Here is a 24815-nt window from a genome sequence, read left to right on the forward strand (position 1 = left end):
GTTGAAATGCCTATAAAAGTTATTGACACAATCGAGCCTAAGACATCTGATTTTAAGGTTGTTGATGCCTCAAACGTAAGTTATAAAGGAAACAGCTTAGAAAAACATCTTGAATCATATTCAGGAACAGACGTCAATGCTTTAGAGGAGGCTACTGAATTAGAGTATGGGATTGTAATCAGCGAAGATATCCAGAAAAAAATATCAATGGATCATATGGTAGAATGTATCATTAACCGTGCGATTGAACTGGGGTTGATCAATCCCGTCATCAGCGGCCTCTCCACATACTCCGTTGTCAATTGGTCAGATAATTGGAGTTTTACAAAAGATAACTCTACATATACAATCGTCAATCTCCCCCATACCTGCAACCAAACGGATGGGGCAAGCCAAAGTATGTACCGTGGGAAGACATGGTATAGTAAAGATTTAGTTGTATCCAATGATGATGGAACGAAGGTATTTTATATTATATTTGAAGCGGCCGGACAGAAATCCATTGTTTATGTAGACAACGTAGAGATGAGCAGTTATGGAGGCGGATATACACCATTCATACTTAAACTTGCTAATCTCACATCCGGCGCACATAAAATAAAGATAATGTGTGATAATACTGCTGATACTAACCTGATACCAGTATCAGCAGATTTCAACTTTAATAACGGGCTACATAGGGATGTCTATCTCTTTACCCAGTCATTGGTTGGCTTTGATGCAGTCGAATTTGGTGATTCAAGAATGCACATTATTCCATCCGTTGTTACAATTGGCAGCACTAGCAATGCCAGCGCCAAGTTGTCTATAAAGGCTAAAATAATTAATACCGGAGTAAAAAACATCAATGCGGTTATCCGAATGACACTGTATGAGAGATCGACCGGGAATACAATACTCTCTGATTCTGAAAATGTTATGCTGCCATCTTCCGGAAGTTACAATTATGATGCCACATTTGACGTAACCTCTGTACATTTATGGAATGGTATTAAGGATCCCTTCCTATATATCGTCAAGCTGGATCTTCTCGTATATGGTGATATTCTGGTAGACACACTCTCCGACCGCATTGGTTTCCGCAAAATATCTCTGGATGAAGCAAACGGCTTTCTACTGAATGATAAAAGCTACCCGCTGAGAGGCGTTGCAATGCATCAGGATTATCCGGGAGTCATGTCTGCTATGACCAAAGACTGCTTTGATGCTGACTACTCTACCGTGATTGATATTGGCTGTAATGTAGTTAGGCTGGCTCATTACCCGCACGATAAATATGCATTTCAAAAATGTGATGAACTCGGCCTGATTGTACAGACTGAAATTCCATGGGTGAATCATTGCGGCGTAAATGCCACTCAGGAATACTATGACTGCATAAAAACCAATCTGGAAAGTATGATAAGAAATCACTACAACCACCCCTCCATTGTTTTCTGGGGACTTTCCAATGAACTGAATGGAAGCCACTGGAAAGGCGGCGGAGATCCACAAGGAGGTTATAGCTATTCAAAAGCGCTGGAATGGAATAACCTTTTGTACACATATGCAAAGACACTGGATAGCACCAGGTTTATTGGTTTTGTTGCACATCCAAACACCTTTAACAATACCCCGGCAAATTCGGCTGATTGGTCGGCTGATTGGATCGGACTCAATCTATATTATGGATGGTACTATGGTAATTTTAATGGGCTTACTACTGCCCTGGATCATTATCACAACCATAGGCCTTTTCTCGCATTAACAGAATATGGCGCCGGTGGGAATCCAGCAACCCACAGCGAGACTCCTTTGACAACCACCACAACCGGAACCGGCGGAGCTGTTCATGATGAAGAGTATCAGAATCTATTCCACGAGTCTCACTTAGAGCAGATCCAAGCCAAGCCATGGCTGGTATTCACCTCGCTCTGGGTACTGTTTGATTTTGCGGTATCCGGGAGAAACGAGGGCCGGATGCCCTATACAAACAATAAAGGGCTCATCACGCGGGATAGACAGGTTAAGAAAGATTCCTTTTTCTTATATAAGGCTGCCTGGAACCCTGAACCGATGATCTACATTACAAGCCGCCGATTTACTGCAGTGCGTCCAGATACAATATCCATCAAGGTCTATGCGAACACGGACTCGGTATCACTTTACCGGGCAGATGGGACCACATTGATCGCCACACTTACCACAGCTACAAAATGTGGCGTTGTCTGGGAGTTTAAAAATGTCTCCTTCTCTTCCTCTACATCCGATGAGGTCTTTGTCGTAAAAGGCACCAAGGATGGTTTTGAAGTACGGGATGAAGTTACCTTCTATCATGAAGTGCAAGAAGCGCCTGGACCAGAATATGATTATCATGTTGACATTGACTTTACCGGCTCAAATGACAACCTTGTTGCCAATGATAAAATGGGACATGCAACAGTTAGCTTGTCAGGTTTTACTGGTATTGCAACATCCGGATTTAATTCCGCCGGATATCTAAATAATACAGATGGCACCGGTTTGGTTACTATAAGTAATCTTGGACTTGATCAATTATCTGGTCCCGTTGAAATCGGTATGGAGTTTGCGGATTTCCCATTCACTACAATAAACCACAGAGGGCGATTCATCATAATGAATGATGATATATATGACTGCTATGTGATATGCGATGATGATTCAAGAAAATACATTGCTATTGAATATACAAATGACAATAATACTACAGTTGTAGGAAGAACACCGCAGCTTAGCACACAGTATTCCTATAGCAATTTTAAGCTGACTATGCGCTTTGATGATATTTCCCATCCTTGCTCATCTTTCCGATATACCCGTACACCATCTGGAGGCACGGAAGAAGAAATCGTTGTCTCAGAGATGAATGACTATAATACGCCTGGAACGATCCAGCCATTAAGTCACTTCACTCGTGCTGCAATCACTGGAAACAGTATATACCTATTGAACCGATCAGCGAAGGATCGTCCTTTAAAAGCAACTCTTAAACGTTTCTTTATAAGAACGGAGAAAACCGGACGTTACATTTCAGCTACTTATAGCAATAAAACTCCGGCAGTTGGAGACACGGTTGATCAATCATTAATAAATGTTACCCTAACAGAGGCAGACGGGACAAAACAGACCATATCAGATTTTACGATCACAGAAGCTGATCTCATATTAAAAGCGGGAACAAACACTTTTACTATAAATCATGATGGGCTTACATGTATCCTATCAATCCTGGTAGGTACAAGCTTAGTTATAACTCGGCAGCCAGAGAATGTCACAGCAAATGCTTGTGAATATGCATCCTTTGATATTGAAGCTACTGGTACAGACATATCCTATCAATGGAAATATTATACAAACAACAAATGGATGGATGCATCTATGGGGGCATCGTTAACGGTTGAAGCCTTAGGTGTACGCAATGGCAGACAATATAAGTGTGTAGTATCAGATACTTTCGGGAATAGCGTTGAATCAAATGTTGCAACCTTGACAGTCAATATGCCAACTGCTGAGAAATATTACGACTTTGGCAGGAAGATAGCATATGTTCCACTATCTGGCCTAAATGAAAACAGCACTGTACTAGCTACCATTGAAGGATATTCCTATCCATCAAAAGACAACATCGAGGGTACTCACATGATCACCAGCAAGGCTCCGAGTAATAACACCGGCACCTGTGGCGTTACAATACAGTTTAACGCTGATACGTATGAATCCTTTTATCTATGTATGAATCATACTCCATCCTCTCAAAGCACGAATGTAGAACGATACAGCAGAGTATTTAAAACAGATCCATCTGTGCTAAAGTCGTATCCATTCACAGTATTGTTGACTCAAGATACTTTTAAAACAAACTATGATGAAGTATCAGAATATAATGCAATCGCATCTCCTGGTGTTCTTCAAAAATATTCCGGATATCTATACATAAACACAGGCGATAGAAAAACACCCACAACAAAGAATCCTGAATATTACACTTCAGGCCAAGCTCTCGCAGAAGCCATAGTCAATGGAGATCAATACTATAACTTCGATACCTTAAAGATTAGTATGCTTAAAGTATGGAAAGACACAAAATACACCCGTATATCTGAAGCATTGGAGTCAAAAGTAACACCTGATATAGATATTAAGATTGATGATGCTGGCTTGCCTTACAATGCCGGGACTGGCGGTACTCTTATATACAGTGTCTAGTTTTGGGAAAAGTAATATTGGAATCACAAGGAAAGGGTGATATAATATTGTAAGGCGCAGTGAGGGGGTGGATGGATGAGTTATGAGGCAAACGATTTGTTGGTAAAATTAACACCAAATTCATTAACTTATTTCATATTGGCTTTTGGGCTTATTTGCTGCGTTTTATTAATTCTTTATATAAATATAAACCCCATTAGTCAGCCATTAGTAGTCATAAATGGAAAACCCAATGTGGCTTTCTATATACTTTCATATATAATAAAGTTTTCCTACGTATTTGCATTCTTACTTTTAATTTATTATCTAAACAGTTACTCAAAATTAGTTACAAGTGGTTTTCTAATTGGCTTTGATGGCTTATTGGTAAACCATTTTGAGATATCTGGGGATATTTATAAATATTTCTTTTACAGAAATACTCCTATTTTATCTATAGGCGTGTTTATAATTTTAAGAGAGGTATTAATTAATGATTACTTTGAAGTTAGAAGAAACAAGCAAAATATAGTAATTCTTCAGATTATATCTTTTTACCTATTTTTTATGTTAATTGTCGAATTGGAAGGATTTTTTGGATATGTAAGAGTTGGGTATGGTGAAAAAGTGTTGTCGTACATAAATGTAACAGCATATTATGTGAAATTTGTAATCAATGTGATAGGATTCTTTTCATCTGTCTTGCTACATATTCTTTACAACAATAAAGATAACGTGGAGTTTCACAAATCAAGCAAATCGTGTTTTCTAAGAAAACATGGTATTTTTAATATTTTATTCATATGCATATTTTTAATTAGTATTATGAGAATTATATATGATATTTATGATGGTAGCTTTTATATACACCTTTGATCTATCCTTCTTTAATTATTTTAGTGGGATATTAAACAAGATACAAATCGATAGGGCAGTTGAGTTTTAATACTCTTCTGCCCTATTTTTTTTACGATAAAAAATGGGGGTTCACACCCCCATAAAAAGTTGTTACTTTTTTGAAATCACCAGAATTATAAGCAAAATCATAAGTAGATCATAATTCACGTGACCACCTCCCATGTTCAGCAAATTTGCAAGACGCTAATTGCTATTACAATCAACTATCGTGCATACTTGTTTAAAACGAACATAGTTATGAGGATTTCACTCTAGGCGTACACAGACAACTGTCTGCATACTGTAGTTATTTTACCATAATAAAATGTTTATATCAATAAATATAATCGTATGTAATCTCTATTCGTAGTGTTCAACCACATAATGGGCTACCGCATCAATAAACGCGCCATTACGCGGCTTATGTTCCTATTTCCATCTCGAATATCGCCTTCTTCTGTGGGTGCTCAGAGCCGACCATATATTAGCGGGAATTCCGCCTACCTTGGTTGGACTGATGGTTTTAGTGGGCATCTTGAGGACTTCCGTTTTTTGGTGGGAAGGGGATCTATTACCGTTTTATTGGAGATGTGGATATAAATCTGTGTCCAAGCATAGACCGAATATTGTTGATTGGAACGCCCTGTTCAATCATGTGACTTGCAAAGGAATGATGAAGAAAATCCAAATGTTTGGATTTTCTGCGACAAATGTATGTGGTCATCTTGCTGGAAATGGAGGTTCCGCTTATTAAAATTTCCGCTTTACTGGGTCATAGTTCCAGTCATACGATCTTTGAATACTTCTGTGATTCTCTGGACGAGAATGAAAATATCCTGGCATTCATGAACAATGCATTTGGTGTAGCTTAGGAGGTAAGCCGGTATGGTATTTGATTTACGCCTCTTACCATATTCTTTTCCCGTTGGACTGTTTTCATGAACATGTCTGCGCTAAACCAGGAAATCCGGATGGCTGCTTAACCACTTCATATAGCATTCAAACCCTTTCTCCGGAGTGTCGGCAGCCGGGACAAATCCGGTATCTTCATATAATCTATCGAGAGACATGGCAGCGTTATCCCTCGTCTGGTTTACCTGTATAGTTGCCTCTTCTGGAATCGATGCCAGGCTATATGAGAAATCAGGGTATCTTTTTTTTAACAATTCACACCATTCAAGCAGGCTCCATTGCTTGCCGCTGCATAAAGGATAGCTGTCATAGCGGAGGGTTTCTGCCTCCATAAGTCTGACAGCTGCATCTGCAATATCAATTCCGCATACCCAATCCTGACAACATGGTCTTGGCAAAACAGCATGCTCGCCGCTGATTGCTTTTTGCGTTAATTGATAAATCAAACTCATATGTCCTCTTACGCCCGTATATCTCTCCCAGGGCCCATAGACATCTCCGATTCTGGCAATTACCGCATCCATCATATACAACTCTTTTAAACGCAGCAGTATTTTTTCTCCAGCGTATTTTGAAATCTCATATAGCGATTTTGGGGTTCCAATACTGCTTTCCTCACTCAGCTTTTTCTCCTGAAAAGCGGTTTCTCCATATGCAGAAATAGAGCCTAAATATATAAACCGTTTCACATGTTGATTTTTTGCTGCCAAAACAGCCTTTAAAAGCCCAAGGCAATTTACTTCTATGATAGAAGATGGATTGTTTTCCTCCATGGTTCTGTCCGGAGTAATGGCCGCCCCATGGATAAAATAGCTCACGCGATATTTTTGGATTACTTTCTCTATTTTTTCCTGATCCAGAACATCTCCCTGCTCAAAAAAAATCTTTCCCGGCATTTTTTCGAATTCCCTGGTAAAAGTATCCGCCGGAGGTTTTCTTGCATACAAAATGACATTGTACCTTTTGTTTAGAAGAAGACTAGCAATATTCATGCCTATAAATCCCGTTCCTCCAGTTATAAAAACATACTCTTTCTCCATTTTTCTATCTCTCCTACAAATCAAGTATGGGTTTTCCGCGTTTCAACAGCTTTCCGGTATGCGCTTTTCCGGTATATATTCCATTTTCTATCAAAATATCTCCCCCCGCTATTGTATATTCAACCTTCCCTCTCATCTGAATTCCTTCATAGGGACAAAAATCTGTCTGCATATGCATATCGGAAGCCCTCATAATATATTTCCTATCCGGATCCACAATTATGATATCTGCATCGCTCCCGGGCTGCAGCACACCCTTCCGAGGATAAAGCCCCATTAATTTTGCAGCATTTGCAGATGTCAGAGCCACAAAACGCTCTACAGGCATTCTTCTTTTCATAACCGCTTCTGAAAAGAATACCATTCCCCGTGTTTCAATGGTGGGAAGACCGTTTGGTATTTTGGGGAAGTAATTACAATACTTTTTCTTTTGCTCCGATGAATAATCCGTATGATCACTGTTAATCATCTGCACATAACCGTCTTTAATTAATTGCCAAAGTTTCTCTCTGTCTGATGCAGACCGAATAGGCGGGCTGCAGATATAGTTATACCCGTCTTCCTGTTCATAAACCCTTTCATCCAGAACCAAATAGTGAGGACATGCTTCCGCGAAAAGTTTTGCTCCATCTCTTCTTTCTAAGAGCGCCCTGCTTGCTCCAGTTGTCATATGAGCAAATATAACCGGCGCCTTTGTCTCGGCAGACATAGCAAGAATACCGTACATTGCTTCAATCTCCGAAATAACTGGTCTGCTTTCAGCGTGATTTTTCGGCAGCGTTTTACCTGACTCTATTGCATCTGAAATATTTCTCTCGATTATATCCGCTTCTTCTGCATGAATAAGAGAAATCCCGTTTTCTTCCGCAACTATTTTCAGCACCTCATAGATTCCTTTTTTTTCCAGCATTAAACTATTTCTATATACAGTAAATAACTTTACTGAAGGAAAACCGTTTCTTAAATAATATCTGATATCCTCTAAAGACTCCGTATCCAATTGGTTAATGCAGGGATGAAACGAAAAATCCAGAATGCTGTTTCCGGCTGCTTCCCTTAATTTTCTTTCCATGGAATTTTTGGGCTTTTCACCTTCATTATTAAAAGCAAAATCTATAAAGGAAGTGGTTCCTCCATATGCGGCGGCAATGCTTCCATTTAAATAGTTATCCTTTGATTTTGCTTCCCCAACGCCTGTTTGTATGTGGGCGTGGGCATCAATCAAGCCCGGTAAAACCAGCTTGCCATTTGCATCAATGCTCTTTACATTTTCCATATGCTCAAAATAACCGATAGCCGCAATCTTCCCCTTTTTAACTGCCAAATCGGCACGAATGGATCCGCTACTGTTTACAATCGTGCCGGCTTTTATAATCAGATCCCACTGTTCTTTCATTTGCCTTTTCTCCATTATAAATATTACTAAATAAACTGCCCTGCGGCTTGCCGCAGGGGCAGTTTATTTAGCTTAGCCTAATTTGCTGTAGCAAGCTGTGGAGAGCAGAACCGGCAGAGTTTAAATACGTTCTACTGTTCCTTCCCATGTATCCATAACTTTCTTTTTAGAATGCTCATCATACCAGTGCTTTGTAACAGTCTTTGCCCTGGTATAAAAGCGGACCCCATCGATCCCCAGTACATGCTGATCTCCAAAGAACGAGTCTTTATTGCCTGAGAAGGGGAAGTAGGCCGAGGGAACCGGAATGCCCACATTGATTCCTACCATACCGCCGTCTGTTAGCAGTTCAAACTGGCGGGCATAATATCCGCTCTGTGTAAAGATAACCGAACCATTGGCAAAGGGATTGGAGTTCATAACTGCCAGACCTTCTTCAAAGTCTTTCACTCTCTTAATAACAGTGACCGGCCCAAATATTTCCCTATCCCCAACTGTCATTTCATTCTCTACATGGTCTAAAATTGTAGGTCCTACAAAAAAACCTTTTTCAAACCCAGGAACCGAAACAGCACGCCCGTCAAGAACAAGTTCCGCTCCTTCGTCAATTCCCTTTTGAATCCAATCGCATATAAACTGCTTATGTTTCTCATTTACTACTGGGCCCAGTTGTGTCTCTGGATCATAGGCGCAGCCTATTTTCATTGCCATAGCTTTTTCTTTCAGTAAATGGACAAATTTATCTGCAATACTTTCCTGCACAACAATAGCAGGCAAGGCCATGCAGCGCATTCCCGCACATCCGTATGTAGAATTAATAATGGCGTTTGTGGTGCTTTCCAGATCACAGTCTTCCAGCACCAGCGCATGGTTTTTCGCTTCGCATTGTGCCTGCACACGTTTTCCGTGAGCTGCCGCCACCGAATAGATATGCTTTCCAACATCCGTAGAGCCCACGAAGGTTACTGCCTTAATTCTTGGATCTGTCAAAAACAGCTCGGATTCTTTTCTGCTGCACGTAACTAAATTCACTACACCTTTGGGAAATCCTGCTTCCTCATAAAATAGTTCCAGCATTCTCATAGAAGTAAGCGGTGTGTAGGATGCGGCTTTCAACACTACGGTATTTCCTGTTGCGATTGCCAGGGGCACCATCCATCCCCAGGGAATCATTGCCGGAAAGTTAAAGGGAACAATACCCGCCACAACGCCTAGGGGCATTCTGTAAGAGGCCGTGTCAAAACCGCTGGTGACCTGCAGCGATGCGGACCCCTGGGTGATAAACGGCGCGGCGCACGCCAGCTCTGTAGGTTCAATCGCCTTTAAAACATCGCCTCTTGCCTCATCAAGTGTTTTCCCTAATTCCTTCGCGCACAACAAAGCTAATTCTTCTACATGCTCTGTCAAAACACTGCGCCATCTAAACAACATCTGCGTCCGTTTACTGAGGGAGAGCATCGACCATTCAGAAAATGCCGCCTGAGCTGAAGCAATGGCTTCTTCTACCTCATCAGCTGTACAGCAGGGCACCTCCGCCATTACCTCTCCCGTAGATGAGTCTGTAACGGACATCCACTTACTTGTTTTAGATTCCTTCCATTCACCGTTTACGCAGTAACCTTTTTTTATTATATCATCCATACCCTGTTTCTCCTTTTATTTCCCTGCAAGACCTGTTAAGCTGCTTTACTACCTTGGCAAAACCCTATCGAAAGAGGTATCCCCAATATAAGATCCCCACAAATCAATTCGTCTGTCTCTGATGGGATTTGCAAATTCCGTCCACTGGTTACGTCTTGCATCGCTCATATTAATATCTGCATAGATAACCGTCTCTTCTTCCATTCCCACAGGCCCGGCAATAGGTTTTCCTCCCTGATCAATAATCAGGCTGTTTCCGGGGAATCTACATCCTCTTTCTGTTCCCACTCTGTCTGCAACCGCAACAAAATAATTATTGCAGAGCGCAGCGCTGATACCGAGAAAAACTCCCAGATTCCCTACCCCATAGGGAAGATCCGGATAATAAATCCAGGCCGTTGAAACCAATACGATGTCCGCCCCTCCCAGCGCGCAGTTCCTCCACTGCTCCGGATACCACATATCATAGCAGATTAGCAGGCTGATCCGCCCGTAGGGAGTGTGGAACACCTGATTACCCAGGTTTCCGGGCTCGAAAAACATTTTTTCTTCATCCCATAAGCAAACCTTTCTGTGGGTTCCAATATAGCCCTCAGGCCCCACAAATACACTTGAGTTATATAAATCATTACCTTCACGCTCCGCAATGCCGGCGGCAATATACAACTTCCGTTTCCTGGCCACATCAATCCAAGCCTGGCTGGTTTCTCCTGCCGGAACTTCTTCGGCCAGTAAAAAAGCTTCCGCTCTGCTGTTAAACATATAACCCGTATTGCATAACTCCGGCAGCACAATTATCTGCGCTCCATGATCCGCTGCCTCATTTATTAACCGCAGCGTCTTTTCCAGATTTATTTTTTTATTTCCGAAAACAGGCTCCATCTGTATGGACGCCACCTTTACCTCCGATTCTTTTCCCTTGATACGCTTTGTTTCTGCATAATTAATTTCCTGACTCATCATAATACCCCTTTACATGTATATTATTTTGCAAACATCTAACAGAAAACACTGATGAACAGGTCTTAGCTGAACCATTTACTAATATTTGTAGCTTTTTAACTGATTCTCTGAACATCCTAAGCGAAAGGATACTTCCTTTGCGTATTTACTAAGTTTCGGTAAAATCTGTTCTTTTAAATAGGTTGGTTCTGTAAAATGCCTGCTATCAAACACACACAATGCCATGTAAATTTTATTGCGGTAATCATAAATAGGCATTGCAACACATTCCACACCATCTGTGCATTCATCAAGCTCTAAAGCATACCCCTGTCTTCGAACACATTCAAGTTCTTCCATTAACTGGTTTCTATCAACAATTGTACTGGATGTCTTTCTTTCCAATCCCTTCAGCGCATAGAAATCTTCAAATTCTAAAGGTGACAGCTGTGACAGCAGCACCTTCCCGGAAGCCGTAGCATTTAACGGAGGGCAATTTCCTAGTCTTACAAGAGAAGTCAGAAGTGTTGTGGGATCATCGATCAAATCAACGTAAATTCCCTCGTACCCCTGCATTACCATTGCAGCCGCGCCCAGTCCGGTATCCCGAGATAAATGGTTCACATAAGGGCTGACGATACATTTGGCTGCCAGCGGAGAGCTTAGTTCACTCGCTATTTTACATATTTTCCACGTTAACGCATAACCCAAAGTATCTTTATCCTGATAAACATAGCCTTCACGAATCATACTGTTTAGATAACGAAGCAGCGTTGATTGTGACATATCCAAATGAGCTGCTAAATTCTGCAGCCGCACCTGCCCTGTTCGTTTGGACATATATTCCAATATTGAAAATAATTTTGTGATCATCTGACCACCCTGTTCGTTTTTGTTATCCATCTTAAAACCAACCTCCATTTTTAGCAAATTTATCCATTATTGTAATTATAATCCATTTATGTATAGATGCAATACTTTTTTAGATTCTATGGAATTTTTGAATTTACTATAAAATGGACAATAAACCTTAAAATGTGTCTGTTGTTACTTTACTCTTTTCAATATTGTATCTGCAATGTTTTCCGTGTTCATACCATACCTTGAGAATAATTCCTCATCAGCTCCGCATTGCAGAAATATATCAGGAAAACCTAGACAACTGGTTTTAACCGGATATTTTTTTGATAACAATTCGCATACTGCGCTTCCTAATCCTCCGATTACGGAATGGTTTTCGACAGTAATAACTTTCCCTGTTTTCGCTGCCGATTCTATCACAGCTTCTTCATCCAGGGGTTTAATAGAAGGCATATGAAGTAAATCAATGTGAATGCCCTGCTTTTCCAGCATGGCACCTGCCGCTTTTGCTTTGCCCGTCATCATGCCACTGGATATAACCGTAATATCATTGCCTTCTAAAAGCTTTACCGTCCTTCCCAGCTTTATTTGATGCTCCGGACCGAAGATTGTAGGAACCTCGCATCTAACAGTTCTCAAATATACGGGGCCTTCTATTTCCATGGCCAAATCAATACAAAGCCTTGTCTCTGTAGCATCGGCTGGATCCAAAATGACCATATTAGGCAGGCATCTCATAACAGCTATATCTTCCACTGCCGAATGAGTGGCTCCGCCTCTCCCTGTAGGCAGGCCGCAATAGGCACCGTTTAACTTTACATTGGCCCGGGGGTGCGCGATTGAATTCCTGATTTGATCCCCGCCGCGCTCTGTCAAAAATACAGCAAACGCAGATACAAAGGGTATCAATCCCATTGATGCCATGCCGGCGGCAATTCCCAGCATATTCTGTTCGGCAATTCCAACCTGGAAGAACCGTTCAGGATAAGCTTCGCGAAATAAATGTGTTTGGGTAGAGCAGCATACATCGGCGTCCAGTACTACTAGATTAGGATTTTCGGCACCTTTTTCTATTAGACCCTGTCCGAAAGCGGCTCTTTGAGAAACCATGGATGAAATTTTATATTGCATAATCCTTCACCTCCCAAGCTCCTGGAGCGCCAATTCCAGTTGTTCGTCATTAGGCGCTTTTCCATGCCATTGGTATTTATTTTCCATAAAGCTGACTCCACAGCCTTTTACAGTATTTGCTATGACCGCCACAGGTCCGCTGCTGCTTTCCTCCTTTGCCCTTATAAGCGCGGAGCTGATATCTTCCATATGATTACCCTCTGTTTCTACAACCCTCCAGCGAAATGCCTTTAGCTTATCTGAAAAAGGTGATAGATCAATGCTGTCGGATAACAGCGTGGACAGCTGTACCTTATTGCAGTCAAAAACTGCCACCAGGTTTTTCACCTGTTTCACACCCGCATACATAAGGGCTTCCCATATCTGGCCTTCCTGAGTTTCTCCATCCCCCATTAATACAAACGTTGTAAATGAAAGATTTTTTATGATCCCTGCCTCGGCAATTCCTATGCCAACAGAAAGACCCTGTCCCAGTGAACCGGTGCTGTAATCAACTCCCGGACACTTGTTCATGTCCGGATGCGCCTGAAGCCTGCTATCAATTTGGTCAAATGAGTCGAGCAGCGCCTCATCAAAATAACCTCGCTTGGCAAGAGCTGTGTAATAGCCTGGACTGGAGTGTCCCTTTGACAATATCAGCCTGTCCCTTTCAATCCAGCCAGGGTTTTCCGGGTCTATCTTCATTATTTTAAAATATAGGGCCACCAGGATGTCTATTTCTGATAAAGAACCTCCAACATGACCGTTTTGGGCGTGATGGATCATTTTTAATATTGTTTTTCTACATTCGTTAGAAATCTGCTCCAATTCCCATATCTGTTCATCCACCTGTTATCATCTCCTCTGAAGGCGCAATCAATTTTTACGTGTTTTTTTCATGGCGTCCACATATACTGCTATCAGAATAACAAGCCCCTTTGCCACTTGCTGCCAGAAAGAATTAAGACCAATCAAATTCATGCCATTATTAATTACGGCGATGATGATACAGCCAATAATCGTTCCGGTTAATGTTCCAAAGCCTCCGGTCATGGAGGTTCCTCCGAGAACAACTCCCGCAATTGCATCCATCGCTGCGTCTTCCCCGATAACAGGCTGGCCGCTGTACATCTTGGCACAGGTTATAATCCCGGCAAATGCCGCCAAAACCCCGCTTAATACATATGTAATAATAATTATCCGGTCAATTTTAATTCCAGAAAATCTTGCGGCTTCTTCGTTTCCGCCTATTGCAAAAATACGCCTGCCGTATTTTGTACGGTTCAGCAAGATCCAGAAGATAGCAAATACAATAAGCATATAGATAATCAGGTAGGGAAATGCATTGCCAATCATGCCATTGCCAAATTCGTAGAAAAACTCTTCTTTTATAGAGACCGGGCGGGCATTGGTTAAAAGATAGGAACCGCCGCGGGCTACATAGCTTGTTGCAAGAGTAACAATAAACGGAACCAGACGCAGTTTCGTTATACACATTCCGTTAATAAAACCAACAGCGGCGCCGGCTAACAAGCCGATAAGCAGAGAGGCTAAAATGCCCACATTTGTCCGCGCTATCATCAGCGAACAAAGCACGCCGCCAAGACTCATAATAGAGCCTACAGAAAGATCGATGCCTCCTGTAAGGATTACAAATGTCATTCCTACCGCTACAATGGCATTAATGGATGTGGTCCTCAGAATTGTAATCACATTGGTAATCCGGAGAAACTTTTCACTTAAAAAAGTAAGTATAATACAAATTATAATCAGCGCGGCCAGGATGCCTAAAAGCTCTCTGGCGCTTTGCACTGTCTTGCTTTCTGCATGTCTTTTCACCGTTTCAACTTTTTTAATCATTTTTAACCCCCGCTGCATAACTCATAATTAGTTCCTGCGTGGCTTCCGCGCCGTCAAGGCACGCAACAATCCTGCCACTGTTCATGACATAAACACGGTCGCTCATGCCAAGAACCTCAGGAAGCTCAGAGGAAATCATAATGATACTAGTGCCCTGTTTGGCAAGCTCATCCATTAGTGTGTATATTTCAGCCTTTGCTCCCACATCAATACCGCGGGTCGGTTCGTCCATAATAATAATATCCGGCTTGGTTGCAAGCCATTTTGCAACAACTGCCTTCTGCTGGTTACCGCCGGACAAGGAACCGACTGTCTGCCACGGAGAACTGGCTTTAATTGAAAGCTTTGAGAAAAACGTATGAATGATTTCCTGTTCTTTGGGCCGCTTTACATGAATAAATTTAATAAATTCCTCCAAAACGGTAATTGTAATATTAAACCCAACCGTATTTCCAAGAATGAGTCCTTCCTCCTTACGACTTTCTGGAATTAGTACAATTCCGTTTCTGATTGCATCTTCAGGCGATTCTATTGCCGTTGCCCGGCCATTTATTTTTATGGAGCCGGCTTCTATTCTGTCAATGCCGAACATTGCCCTGGCTAATTCTGTGCGCCCTGCTCCGACTAATCCGGATAGTCCAAGTATCTCGCCTTTATAAAGCTTCATATTGATATCCTGCAGCTTATCTGATGTACACAGGCCCTCTACTTCCAGTACAACCTCATCCAGCTTCCGTTTTATGTGGGAGTAATAATCAGATATCCGGCGGCCAACCATCAGCCGCACAAGCTCGTCTGCATTGGTATCTTCTGTTTTAAGCGTTTCAACATACTCACCATCGCGGATTACCGTAACACGATCTGAAATATGAAAAATTTCTTCCATACGGTGGGAAATATAGATAATTGAAATGTGTTGCTCTTTTAATTGTTCTATTATCGAAAAAAGCATTTCAATTTCTTTATTACTCAGGGACGCCGTGGGTTCATCCATAACGACAATTTTGGCATTGTAGGTAAGAGCTTTTACAATTTCCACAACCTGCTTTTGCGGTGTGCTGAGTTTGCTTACAATCATGGTTGCTTTCAAATCAATACCCAACAAATCAAGCCTTTCCTGAATTTCCTTTTCCGCAGCTTTAAAATCAATAAAACAGAATTTATTACAGCGCTCACGACCCATGTATATATTTTCGGCGATTGACATATTATCAGCTAAAACCAATTCCTGATGTATTACGGCAATTCCCTGTTTAATCGCATCCAGTGAATTATGTATAGAAATTTCTTTTCCTTCTATTTCTATACTGCCGCTGTCCGCCTGATAAATTCCCGACAGAATTTTTATCAATGTTGATTTTCCGGCGCCATTTTCCCCCAACAGGGCATGCACCTCACCCTTTCTCAGCTCAAAGCTTATATTGTCCAGAGCCTTTATTCCAGAAAAGGATTTCTGTATATTCTTCATTTTTAATGCGACTTCATGCATAGAAACATCACCTTTCAAAAGGGGATGACGTCTATCCCCTTATGATCTGCTTTTTCTAACAAATTCCATTAAGGCCGGAAAGGGTTACAGGTAATCTGCTACATTATCACTGTTAATAAATGTAATTGGTAGCGTTATGTTAAACTCATAGTCCTCATTGGCCCAGTAGGAATAGAAAAATTCCGCTGATGTCTGGCCCATTAAAAACGGATCCTGCTGAACGGTTCCTGCAATTTCACCGGAAGCGATAAGTTCTTTATTCTCTGTATTTCCATCCACGCCATAAACCAGACAATTCGGAATCATCCCGGCAGTTTTTAAGGAAGAATATGCGCCCATTGCAGCCGGATCATCTATACAGAAACAAATATTAGCTTCCGGATGTGCCTGAATCAGATTCTCAGTGGTGGATGCCGCCGCTTCGGTTCCTGCCCCCGGCTGAACAGCCAATATTTCTATATCGTTATCCTCGCACGCCTTAAGAAATCCTTCAAGACGGGCTTCAGGCGCCGGCGCCCCCGGATTTTCAAGACATATGGCTTTTCCCTTTTCTCCCCGTTTTTCCATTTTGGCGGCCGCGTCAACACCGCATTGGTAACCGGCGTCATAATTGTCAGAAGCCGTCATGCCAATTACAACTGATTCATCCGCACAAATGTTATCCGACTGTACAACCGGAATACCAGCGGCATTTGCTATTTTAATGGATGAAATATGTCCTTCTTTATCAAGCGCATCTACAATGATACCATCGACTTCCCTGGCAACTAGGTCTTCTATACACTGGTTGATGGTCTCAACAGAATAGGCTCCGTCAAGGGTGACAACCTCATCTCCGTTTTTTGCCGCAATGTCGCGTACGCCTTCGTCAAAATGCTGGCAATGTTCAATCGCGCCGTTCAGAAGAACAAGTCCCAATACACGTCCGCCCTCTTTCGTTTCCGTCTCTGCCGTAGCGGAGGATGCTTCAGTCCCTACCGTAGCGGAAGACGCTTCTGTTTTCTCCGGAGCCGGGGCCGTCTCAGTTTTAGAGCCCGCCGACCCGCACGCCGCTAAACTCAGCAGCATAAAAGCTGTTAAAACGAATGCAATAACTTTTTTCTTTTTCATAGTTCCTTCTCCTTTTTTATTTTTATCCAGGATTGCCTGGTTCAGTTTTATGTAAAGCCCCCTGTAAATTAATAAAAAGTTTTCGTATCAACCGGGATTTGAAACAGTTCTACAAAAATTCCATCGGGATCATAGCAGTAAGCTGTTTTTGCTCCTTCAAATGTACTGTTATCGCAGTCCATTGGCGATGCAGTAAATGTTACTCCCATACCGCAAAGTTTTTCATACATCTCATCAATATTTTCAACCAGAAAAGAAATATGAGGCATACCTACATCGCAGCATCTGGCATCGGAAGGAAAGGCTTTTCCTAGCGGATGAATATACTGAAGAAGCTCAACAAGCGTGTTACCCATGGATGTTTTCAACCATACAAGACGGTTATGAGCCCCTTCCATCTGAGTCTCCATGCTTAGCCGCTCCCCCTGCTCGTCAACATCCTTGACAACATCAAGACCAAGTCCATCCCTGTAAAAGATCAAAGACTTGTCCATGTCACTGACAGTCAGGCACGTGTGATGAATTCCAAATGTCATAATTGATTCCCCCTTTTGGTTAAAATTAATAAATTTTTAAGTTGCATTTGATTCATATTATTATTTTTGCACATTTTTCTAGCTATGTCAATTCATTTTTGAAATTATTTTATATTTTTATATATATTAATTCAAAAATGAAATTAGTACATTGTTTTTATTTATACACTTTCAAAAATTTACTATCCATCGTCTGATCAGAAAGAAAAAGGAAAAGGGATGCCTCATAAAAAACAGGCTGACCACAATAATAGGGTGATTAGCCGTGGACCGGTTCGTGAAGCAATCCTTCGGATTGATCAAGAAGGAGAAGTATTTGTGCCTACCAGAAGAGTCATTGAGACATTTGTTGCTAAAAATGCTTGCCGGTATTTAACCATTGCAGATTACCAGTACTTAGAATCTCTTATTCAGCAAATGGAAATGGCTGATGCGGAAGATGACCTTTATAACTTAACTGATTTGGATATGAAATTTCATTCCTATCTGATTGAACACACGCTTCTAGTCTTACAATCTGTGCTTTATGGAATAATATATCATCCAAAACCCGTTCACACTTACTGCAACAAGGAATCATAAAAGATTCATTAAACATAGTTGCTCAAGAGCATCGGGAATATTTAGAATACATTAAGAATCAGGAAGTTAACAAAATAGAAGAACATTTAAAAGCTAATATTTATTAAACTTAATTATTCTTGCTCTATATTACCGCCTGCAGCGAAATAGAAGGTGTTTTTCCAAAAAAATGGACGGGGAGATTTCTTCTTCTCGTCCATTGATAGTTCTCAGTTAATTTTACAATATCCTGTCAAAGCTTATACCATGAAACCATTCTTTGCGATTTTTGTCCGTTTATGGCGGACTTTATCGTTTTTTTAGCGTTTTGTGTCTTTATACAATAGACATTTTGGATATAATTTACATATTTTTAGGGAGGCAGTTATTCTGTCTCCCCATTTTTTACAATTCACCACATTGTATAAATTTCATGATCATACGGATTTTTGCAGCATACATTTGCAAAGGATGTACCATAGGTTGTTGCCGCTACAGTAACCTCGTAAACCCCGTTATTCGGTACATTAGGAAATAATTCAATCTTTTTTGCCTTTGTAACTCCATTGTAACGATAATTTCATTTTTCTATCTAAAATCTTTACATAGAAACACCGCCATGTAATAATCCCGGCCACGATCTACATCATATTTACTATGATACAGCAAAACCGTCAGCTTATCAGGCATTCCATTCATTTTTTTATGCTGAGTTAAAATCCGTTCAACAGTTTCATCTGTATGCCACGGCTTATACACAACGACATGAAGCTCCGTATCCCTGAAGTCTGCACCCTCCTGAGAAAATATTTTGTATATCTTGTATTCTGGAATACAGATGTATATACCGCCTAATAATATAATTAATATAACTGCAATAAAACATCTTCTATATGTACCCATTTTTATCCCCCTCCCTATAGCAAACGCTATGTTATATTAAAATCCCCACCAATACGACATTTTATTTGAACTTTTATATATTTATTGACACTTTAAATGTCTAATTAGCTAGTAGAATAGTAACAATAGGTATATAGGGGGTGCGCATGGAAATATATGATTTTGGATACCGTTTAAGAGAACTTAGAGAAAAACGCAATTTATCCCAATCGCAAGTTGCCGCACACTTGGATATCACACGATCTGCAATTAGTAATTATGAAGGGAACCTGTCTTATCCATCTGCCGAAGTTTTGTCCAAACTTGCAATTTTATACCATACTACTACTGATTATATCCTTGGACTTGAAAACCGTAAGATAATTGTAATTGATGGTTTAGCGCCAGAACAAGAAAAGGCGATTGAAGATATAGTGGAAATCTTAAAGAAGCAGTTTAAATCCAAATAGATGTTTCAAAAAAAAGACGGGGAGAATTATACTCCTCGTCTTTCTTATTTTCCAATTTCATACCCCATTCTAAGAATTATCAGCGCATCCTCAGTTATTGATTCTTCAGGCTTTAAGACATATCCATTGATGATCATATTCAGTTTCTCATCTACATCCTTTCCATCTATGTTTTCATTGGTCTTTTATCCCCGTGAGCCTGCAATAAGTATCGTACTGATCTGGCAGAAGAAGTTCCCTTAACGCCATATAATACTGCTTAATCTCATCTCTTAGTCTCTGATCTCTGTGTTCTCCCGCCGGGGCGCCGGCCTCCTTAAGCATCAGTGCCAGAGCTTCCTCATACCTTTTTGACGCTTTCTGGTACCTTATCTTTTCCTCAGGACTCTTTGGCAAAAGCAGCTGTGGCGTGTGGTAATCTTTATCACAAAACTGCGGATGGAAGGTCAGATTCTGCACGCGGATCACCCTTCCCTGGGGATAGAGCACAACGGCTTCATACTGAGGTTTCCAGATCTCCAGGCCATTTTCCCGGACCCGCAAACGATGATAGAGAAAATGTACACACAGTTCACCATTTATCAGAGAAAATGCCGGATACAGCATCCCCTGTTCCAGGGGAATTATTTTCCTTAAAATCTCATTTCCCTGCATATTAGCTAAAAATTGTTTCCAATCCATATGTTCCTCCTTATTCACGATGCGCGATCAGCAGGTAATTCAAACCTGTAAACCAAGCGTCCATAAAATTATCATAGGATATTTCCTTCATCCGCCCATCCTCTATACCCGGATCATTGACAATGACCTTCTGTTTCACCTCGTCCACGGTTACGATCTCAATGGCATGGTTGGATGAACATAATGGATAATAGTCACTATATTCTGTGCTGAGCGCAAGATCGTTTACTGTAACGATCATACGCTCCCCCTTTCTGGAGGCCTGCAAAATATCATCAAAAGAAGCTGCCCACTTTGTGGTCGTATGCACTCCATATAACTCTAATAAGTTTCCTATATCCTCCCCTGATGTACCCTCACCCGGCACATACCAGCCATGGTTCATGGCTGCAAATCTCATTTCTTCCTCAGTTTCTATGACTTTTGTATACTCGTTCAGAATGAACTGCTGGCTGACAATGGCACAGGTATCATTATACTTTTGCAGATGCCATTCTTTTGCGGCTTCCCCTGTATCATGTATACGGTCCTGCTCCATCTTATGTTCCTGTATCATTTTCTCCAGCAAGGGGGAGCGGATGGTTTCCCTCAGAGTACCATCCTCCATTTTTTCCTTAAAAATGCGGACGCCGTTGTCCTCATTCCCCTCCGATCCATGTTCCTTTTCACCTTCCGTTCCCAGTTCCTGAAGGTTTTCCATGATCCGTTTCCATTCTGCCGGATCCTGCTCTCCGGACTCAGACCCCTCCTGAAGATTGTCAATGATCTCTTTCCATTCCGGATCCGTCTCCCCGACAGGCTCTGTCAGATCAACTATCTCCTCAGGACTAAAATACTCAAACTCAGCACTCATTTTCCCATCTCCTTTGGCATCAATATGCCTTGCTCTACAAGTTTTCCATCATGGTACCAGGCCGGTTTCAATACCACACAAACCTCCCCGTCTTCCGGAGCAGGAGGTCCCAGATACAGATAATCCCTCAATACCCCGGCACTGGTTTTAAGCTCCTGATCCTGGGAACGGCAGATCTTCGCTTTCTCAATCAGTTGCAACAAATACCTTGCCGCTTTCTGATACACTGCAGGGTCTGCATTTTCCCCGATTTCCAATTCCTTTAAAAAAGCTATCTGAAACTCATTTTGGTTATCCAGATGCCTGACCCTGCCGCACCATTCCAGATACCCATCCCGGTTATCCAGTTCTGGTTTTAACACAGACAGGTACAGACTCTCATACAGGCCGTCAAAAAGTTCTGAATTTTTTCCGATTCCGCTGACCAGCAGTCCTTCCGCCTTATGTTCTTCTGAACTTATCCGCTTCCTTTTCCGGATTTTACAAATTGCCGCACCAGCTGTTACCGCTGCAATTACCGCTGCAATTACTACAGCCAACATGGTGAGCGGTGTTGCTTTTGATAATATACTCTTGCTCATTTTTCCTCATTTCTGCAAGACACTAAAGGCTTAAGTGCACCCAGGCCGCCGCGTCATCCTTATCACCATAGACAATAGCATGACCTACGGGAAGGGATGGGATCAATGCCTTCTGCTCCTCCCTGAGAGCCAGGCTGGCTGCCATGACCTGACAGTCATCCGGAGCCGTCATGCGGTGGACGATCTTATAGTTGGTATTCTTGATCGCATCCGGGATCAGACGGGTGGGCACCTGATCCACGATCATCAGACCTTCCCCATAACTGCGGATTTCTGACAACATGTTGCTGAACAGATCGGCAACCACCTGCTGGGGATTACCTGTGCCGCCTGCATCCGTCTCCGGTTTCATCAGTACATTGTGCGCCTCCTCCACCAGGGTCAGGTGTAAAAGCTTATTCCTGTCAGCGCAGCTGCGGTATTCTGCATCGTTTTCATAGATCGATTTCCGGTACTCGTACAGGCTCAGCATAAGCAGTGACATAATCAATGCCTTATCCTTTGCGGAGGAAATACCGCTTATATTGATTACTGTGGGACGGCTGAACAGGTTATCATAATCTGTGGATCGCTTTACAGCCAGGAGACGTCCTCTGGTCCCCCTGTTTAAATACTGGAAACGTGTTTCCAGACAGGCCATCAGATTATCCTTTACCTTTTGCTCATAATGCTTCTTATCCATTACCAGCTGCGCCATCTTTGTAAGGAGATCCAGGGTGGGATATTTTTCCTGCTGGATCATTGGAAAACCATTTACAAACTCTTTCCCATAAAAACCGCGGTAAAGGTTATAAACCGTTTCATCCATGAGTACCGGCAGGATATCACTGGTAGGCAGGCTGGCATTTAATAGTGCGATCAGGTTTTCACATCGGGCCGTCATATCAACCTTTGCCCCAGAGACAGCCGCCGGCTCAAAGGGATTTAACTGAAGACGATTCAGCTCTTTACCGTTTAACTCCGTGTGGCCTGGCATATAAATCCGAAACTGCATATCCTGTGGCAGGTGCCGGTTCATTTCCATGGCCCAGCGCACATAATCATCCTTGGCCGGTTCTATGATCAGCACAGGTATCTTCTTCTCCAGCAGTCCCTTTAAAATACGCTTGCCGCTGGTGCTCTTTCCGGAACCGGTGCTCCCCGTAACCAGCGCGTGCCTTACCAGGACATCAGGCTCGATCCGGTATTCATTTTTCTGCTCCACTCCCATATCCACAAGCTTGCCAAGACATATGGTATCCCCCTCCGTCACGGGCGGGTTATTGGCAAAACGGACGGCGGTCTTTACAAAACGCAGCCCCGGTACATCACGCCTTGGCAAAGACGTAGTCAGAGCCAATTCTTTCGTGTTCATAGGGGTGCTGAGATATTGATAATTTCGTCCGAATACGTGCCACTCCACATCCTCCGACATCCCATCCGCACTGGCGTTATATAGAGGGATCATGTTAAAACCACCCCGGACAATGTCCATGGCTCCGGACGTGCCATTCAGCACATGAAGGCGGATCGGCTCCAAATAACTCTCCCTTCCTGAGTAGATGGAGCGAAGCATACCGTTAACCGTAGTCACGTCCTTGCGATTTTTCCCCAATACATAGACGCCTACGTTCCAATACCCCAGATTTCTTCCCTGCTTCATCCGCTCAATGTGCTTTTCCGTCAGTTCTTCGGCATACTGGGCATATTTGTCCAGATAGGAGGTGTCAACGGTAAGTGAAAAGCTGCTGCTCGTTGTTTTGTTCAGCTGTCCCAGTGCCACGCCTGCGGCGCTCCCCAGAAGCCTTCCCGCTCCATTTCCTACGGCCTGGCCGATTGCCGTTCCAAATCCTGGGGCAATCTCTGTGCCAATTTTCGCGCCCATTTTTCCCATCAATCGTCCCAGACCAACTCCTGCCATTTTGGACACTTCAGCTGCCGCATAAGGATTTAATCCCTTCTGCCCGGATGTACTGTTACTCTCATTGAGGTTGACGCGCCGGTCCACATCGGAATGGATCTCACTTCCAATGGAACGCATTTTATTAATAATTTCATTTGTACCTGCATCAGATATAGGATCCGCAATCACCAGCAGGGAGTAGGGCCGGTCTTCATTCTGGGTCCCTCTGATACCAAAAGCCAGGGAATCCAGCGTTTGAAGAACACCTGGTTCCTTCTCTGAAAAGAATGACGGAAGTCCCGTTACGGCCCCCATACAGCCATAACCCTGAAGTGGAAAATTGATCTCCATGGCCGCCTCCATATCTGTAAGCGCCCGGAGTTCCACCCCCGGCATACTGCCGGAACTCGCCTCCTTCACCTGCTCTATAGCATCCGATGCAATGAAATTGGGATTGGATGACATGGCTCCCAGATAAAGATGGGTCTTTCCTTCCCGTCTCTGCAGCAGGAAAAGGAAACGGTATCCCCATGCATGCAGTGAGGAAAGCACTCCCTGCCAGCGGTTAAACAAATCATAGCTGTCTGAATTATCAGGATGGACCGGAAGACGCGTAATCTGAAGCCAGGTGGCTTTAAACGGCTGCGTCTCTCCGGTCTTTTGGGGGAATGCCTTACGCTCACTGACATAATCCAGATAGCTGCGTTCCATGGAACAGTCCAGCAGTTCCCGGTAAAAGCTGTTTGGTACCTGGATCGGATTATCGATCACTAACGTATTGGGGTCGATCCCATGAAACAAATCCTCAAAACGGATGGACGGCCTCTTCTTTGAGTTGCTCACTTCCATATGTATTCTCCTTGTGTATAGTTGCTTCTGACGCCATACTATCATGAAGTTCCTGTAAATCAGATTGTTTTGTACAT

Annotated in this window: 20 protein-coding genes; 4 read left to right on the forward strand and 16 right to left on the reverse strand. The window is 42.4% G+C overall.

The genetic code is table 11. The features are described 5' to 3' along the window. Nucleotides 1-6 precede the first annotated feature (6 nt). Nucleotides 7-4206 carry a glycoside hydrolase family 2 protein gene (locus tag HMPREF9469_RS04830; protein WP_007859739.1) on the forward strand — a complete coding sequence of 1400 codons (4200 nt, stop codon included), beginning with the start codon at nucleotides 7-9 and terminating at the stop codon, nucleotides 4204-4206. 75 nt (nucleotides 4207-4281) lie between these two features. Continuing rightward, on the forward strand, nucleotides 4282-5061 hold the full coding sequence (locus HMPREF9469_RS04835) for a hypothetical protein (RefSeq protein WP_007859741.1): 780 nt from the start codon (nucleotides 4282-4284) through the stop codon (nucleotides 5059-5061). A 974-nt stretch (nucleotides 5062-6035) separates the two neighbouring features. On the opposite strand, the gene HMPREF9469_RS04840 is transcribed toward HMPREF9469_RS04835, so the two are convergent. The 11 genes from HMPREF9469_RS04840 to HMPREF9469_RS04890 all read right to left on the reverse strand — a co-directional run bounded on the left by HMPREF9469_RS04840 (nucleotide 6036) and on the right by HMPREF9469_RS04890 (nucleotide 17979). Beyond that, a complete protein-coding gene (locus HMPREF9469_RS04840) occupies nucleotides 6036-7034 on the reverse strand; it encodes an NAD-dependent epimerase/dehydratase family protein (protein WP_007859743.1) in 999 nt (332 codons plus the stop codon). A gap of 13 nt (nucleotides 7035-7047) precedes the next feature. Beyond that, entirely contained in the window at nucleotides 7048-8430 is a 1383-nt protein-coding gene (gene hydA / locus HMPREF9469_RS04845; protein ID WP_007859749.1) for a dihydropyrimidinase, read from the reverse strand. A gap of 120 nt (nucleotides 8431-8550) precedes the next feature. Beyond that, nucleotides 8551-10071 (reverse strand): CoA-acylating methylmalonate-semialdehyde dehydrogenase, encoded by a 1521-nt coding sequence (locus HMPREF9469_RS04850; protein ID WP_007859750.1) that lies wholly within the window; start codon nucleotides 10069-10071, stop codon nucleotides 8551-8553. A gap of 48 nt (nucleotides 10072-10119) precedes the next feature. Continuing rightward, nucleotides 10120-11034: a nitrilase family protein gene (locus tag HMPREF9469_RS04855; protein WP_007859751.1), complete on the reverse strand. Its 915-nt coding sequence runs from the start codon at nucleotides 11032-11034 to the stop codon at nucleotides 10120-10122. 78 nt (nucleotides 11035-11112) lie between these two features. Continuing rightward, nucleotides 11113-11916 carry an IclR family transcriptional regulator gene (locus tag HMPREF9469_RS04860; protein ID WP_007859752.1) on the reverse strand — a complete coding sequence of 268 codons (804 nt, stop codon included), beginning with the start codon at nucleotides 11914-11916 and terminating at the stop codon, nucleotides 11113-11115. Nucleotides 11917-12060: 144 nt separating this feature from the next. Then, nucleotides 12061-13005 (reverse strand): transketolase family protein, encoded by a 945-nt coding sequence (locus HMPREF9469_RS04865; protein WP_007859754.1) that lies wholly within the window; start codon nucleotides 13003-13005, stop codon nucleotides 12061-12063. Nucleotides 13006-13011: 6 nt separating this feature from the next. Beyond that, complete coding sequence (locus HMPREF9469_RS04870) at nucleotides 13012-13833, reverse strand: transketolase (RefSeq protein ID WP_007859756.1); 822 nt, start codon at nucleotides 13831-13833, stop codon at nucleotides 13012-13014. Nucleotides 13834-13860: 27 nt separating this feature from the next. Beyond that, nucleotides 13861-14844, reverse strand: a complete 984-nt coding sequence (locus tag HMPREF9469_RS04875) for an ABC transporter permease (RefSeq protein ID WP_007859758.1) — start codon at nucleotides 14842-14844, stop codon at nucleotides 13861-13863. Next, nucleotides 14837-16333, reverse strand: a complete 1497-nt coding sequence (locus HMPREF9469_RS04880) for a sugar ABC transporter ATP-binding protein (RefSeq protein ID WP_007859759.1) — start codon at nucleotides 16331-16333, stop codon at nucleotides 14837-14839. The genes HMPREF9469_RS04875 and HMPREF9469_RS04880 overlap by 8 nt, the downstream gene beginning before the upstream one ends. An 84-nt stretch (nucleotides 16334-16417) precedes the next feature. Then, nucleotides 16418-17443, reverse strand: a complete 1026-nt coding sequence (locus HMPREF9469_RS04885) for a sugar ABC transporter substrate-binding protein (RefSeq protein WP_007859761.1) — start codon at nucleotides 17441-17443, stop codon at nucleotides 16418-16420. 68 nt (nucleotides 17444-17511) lie between these two features. Continuing rightward, on the reverse strand, nucleotides 17512-17979 hold the full coding sequence (locus HMPREF9469_RS04890; protein ID WP_007859762.1) for a VOC family protein: 468 nt from the start codon (nucleotides 17977-17979) through the stop codon (nucleotides 17512-17514). A 219-nt stretch (nucleotides 17980-18198) separates the two neighbouring features. Between HMPREF9469_RS04890 and HMPREF9469_RS04895 the strand changes: the two genes are divergently transcribed. After that, on the forward strand, nucleotides 18199-18561 hold the full coding sequence (locus tag HMPREF9469_RS04895) for an FCD domain-containing protein (RefSeq protein ID WP_007859766.1): 363 nt from the start codon (nucleotides 18199-18201) through the stop codon (nucleotides 18559-18561). 567 nt (nucleotides 18562-19128) lie between these two features. Here HMPREF9469_RS04895 and HMPREF9469_RS04900 read toward each other — a convergent pair. Further along, the gene (locus HMPREF9469_RS04900; RefSeq protein WP_007859768.1) at nucleotides 19129-19443 is read right to left on the reverse strand and encodes a hypothetical protein; all 315 of its coding nucleotides are present in this window, start codon (nucleotides 19441-19443) and stop codon (nucleotides 19129-19131) included. Nucleotides 19444-19589: 146 nt separating this feature from the next. Between HMPREF9469_RS04900 and HMPREF9469_RS04905 the strand changes: the two genes are divergently transcribed. Next, entirely contained in the window at nucleotides 19590-19892 is a 303-nt protein-coding gene (locus tag HMPREF9469_RS04905) for a helix-turn-helix domain-containing protein (protein WP_007859770.1), read from the forward strand. A gap of 174 nt (nucleotides 19893-20066) precedes the next feature. On the opposite strand, the gene HMPREF9469_RS04910 is transcribed toward HMPREF9469_RS04905, so the two are convergent. From HMPREF9469_RS04910 to HMPREF9469_RS04925, 4 genes are read right to left on the reverse strand one after another with little or no spacing between them, the layout of a single operon-like run. After that, on the reverse strand, nucleotides 20067-20573 hold the full coding sequence (locus HMPREF9469_RS04910) for a hypothetical protein (protein WP_007859771.1): 507 nt from the start codon (nucleotides 20571-20573) through the stop codon (nucleotides 20067-20069). A gap of 10 nt (nucleotides 20574-20583) precedes the next feature. Continuing rightward, nucleotides 20584-21426 (reverse strand): C39 family peptidase, encoded by an 843-nt coding sequence (locus HMPREF9469_RS04915; protein ID WP_007859773.1) that lies wholly within the window; start codon nucleotides 21424-21426, stop codon nucleotides 20584-20586. Continuing rightward, a complete protein-coding gene (locus HMPREF9469_RS04920) occupies nucleotides 21423-22007 on the reverse strand; it encodes a hypothetical protein (protein ID WP_007859775.1) in 585 nt (194 codons plus the stop codon). The genes HMPREF9469_RS04915 and HMPREF9469_RS04920 overlap by 4 nt, the downstream gene beginning before the upstream one ends. Before the next feature lie 22 nt (nucleotides 22008-22029). Further along, a complete protein-coding gene (locus HMPREF9469_RS04925; RefSeq protein ID WP_007859777.1) occupies nucleotides 22030-24738 on the reverse strand; it encodes an ATP-binding protein in 2709 nt (902 codons plus the stop codon). Between the last annotated feature and the right edge of the window lie 77 nt (nucleotides 24739-24815).

The organism is [Clostridium] citroniae WAL-17108 (assembly GCF_000233455.1).
In the GTDB taxonomy this organism is placed as follows: domain Bacteria; phylum Bacillota; class Clostridia; order Lachnospirales; family Lachnospiraceae; genus Enterocloster; species Enterocloster citroniae.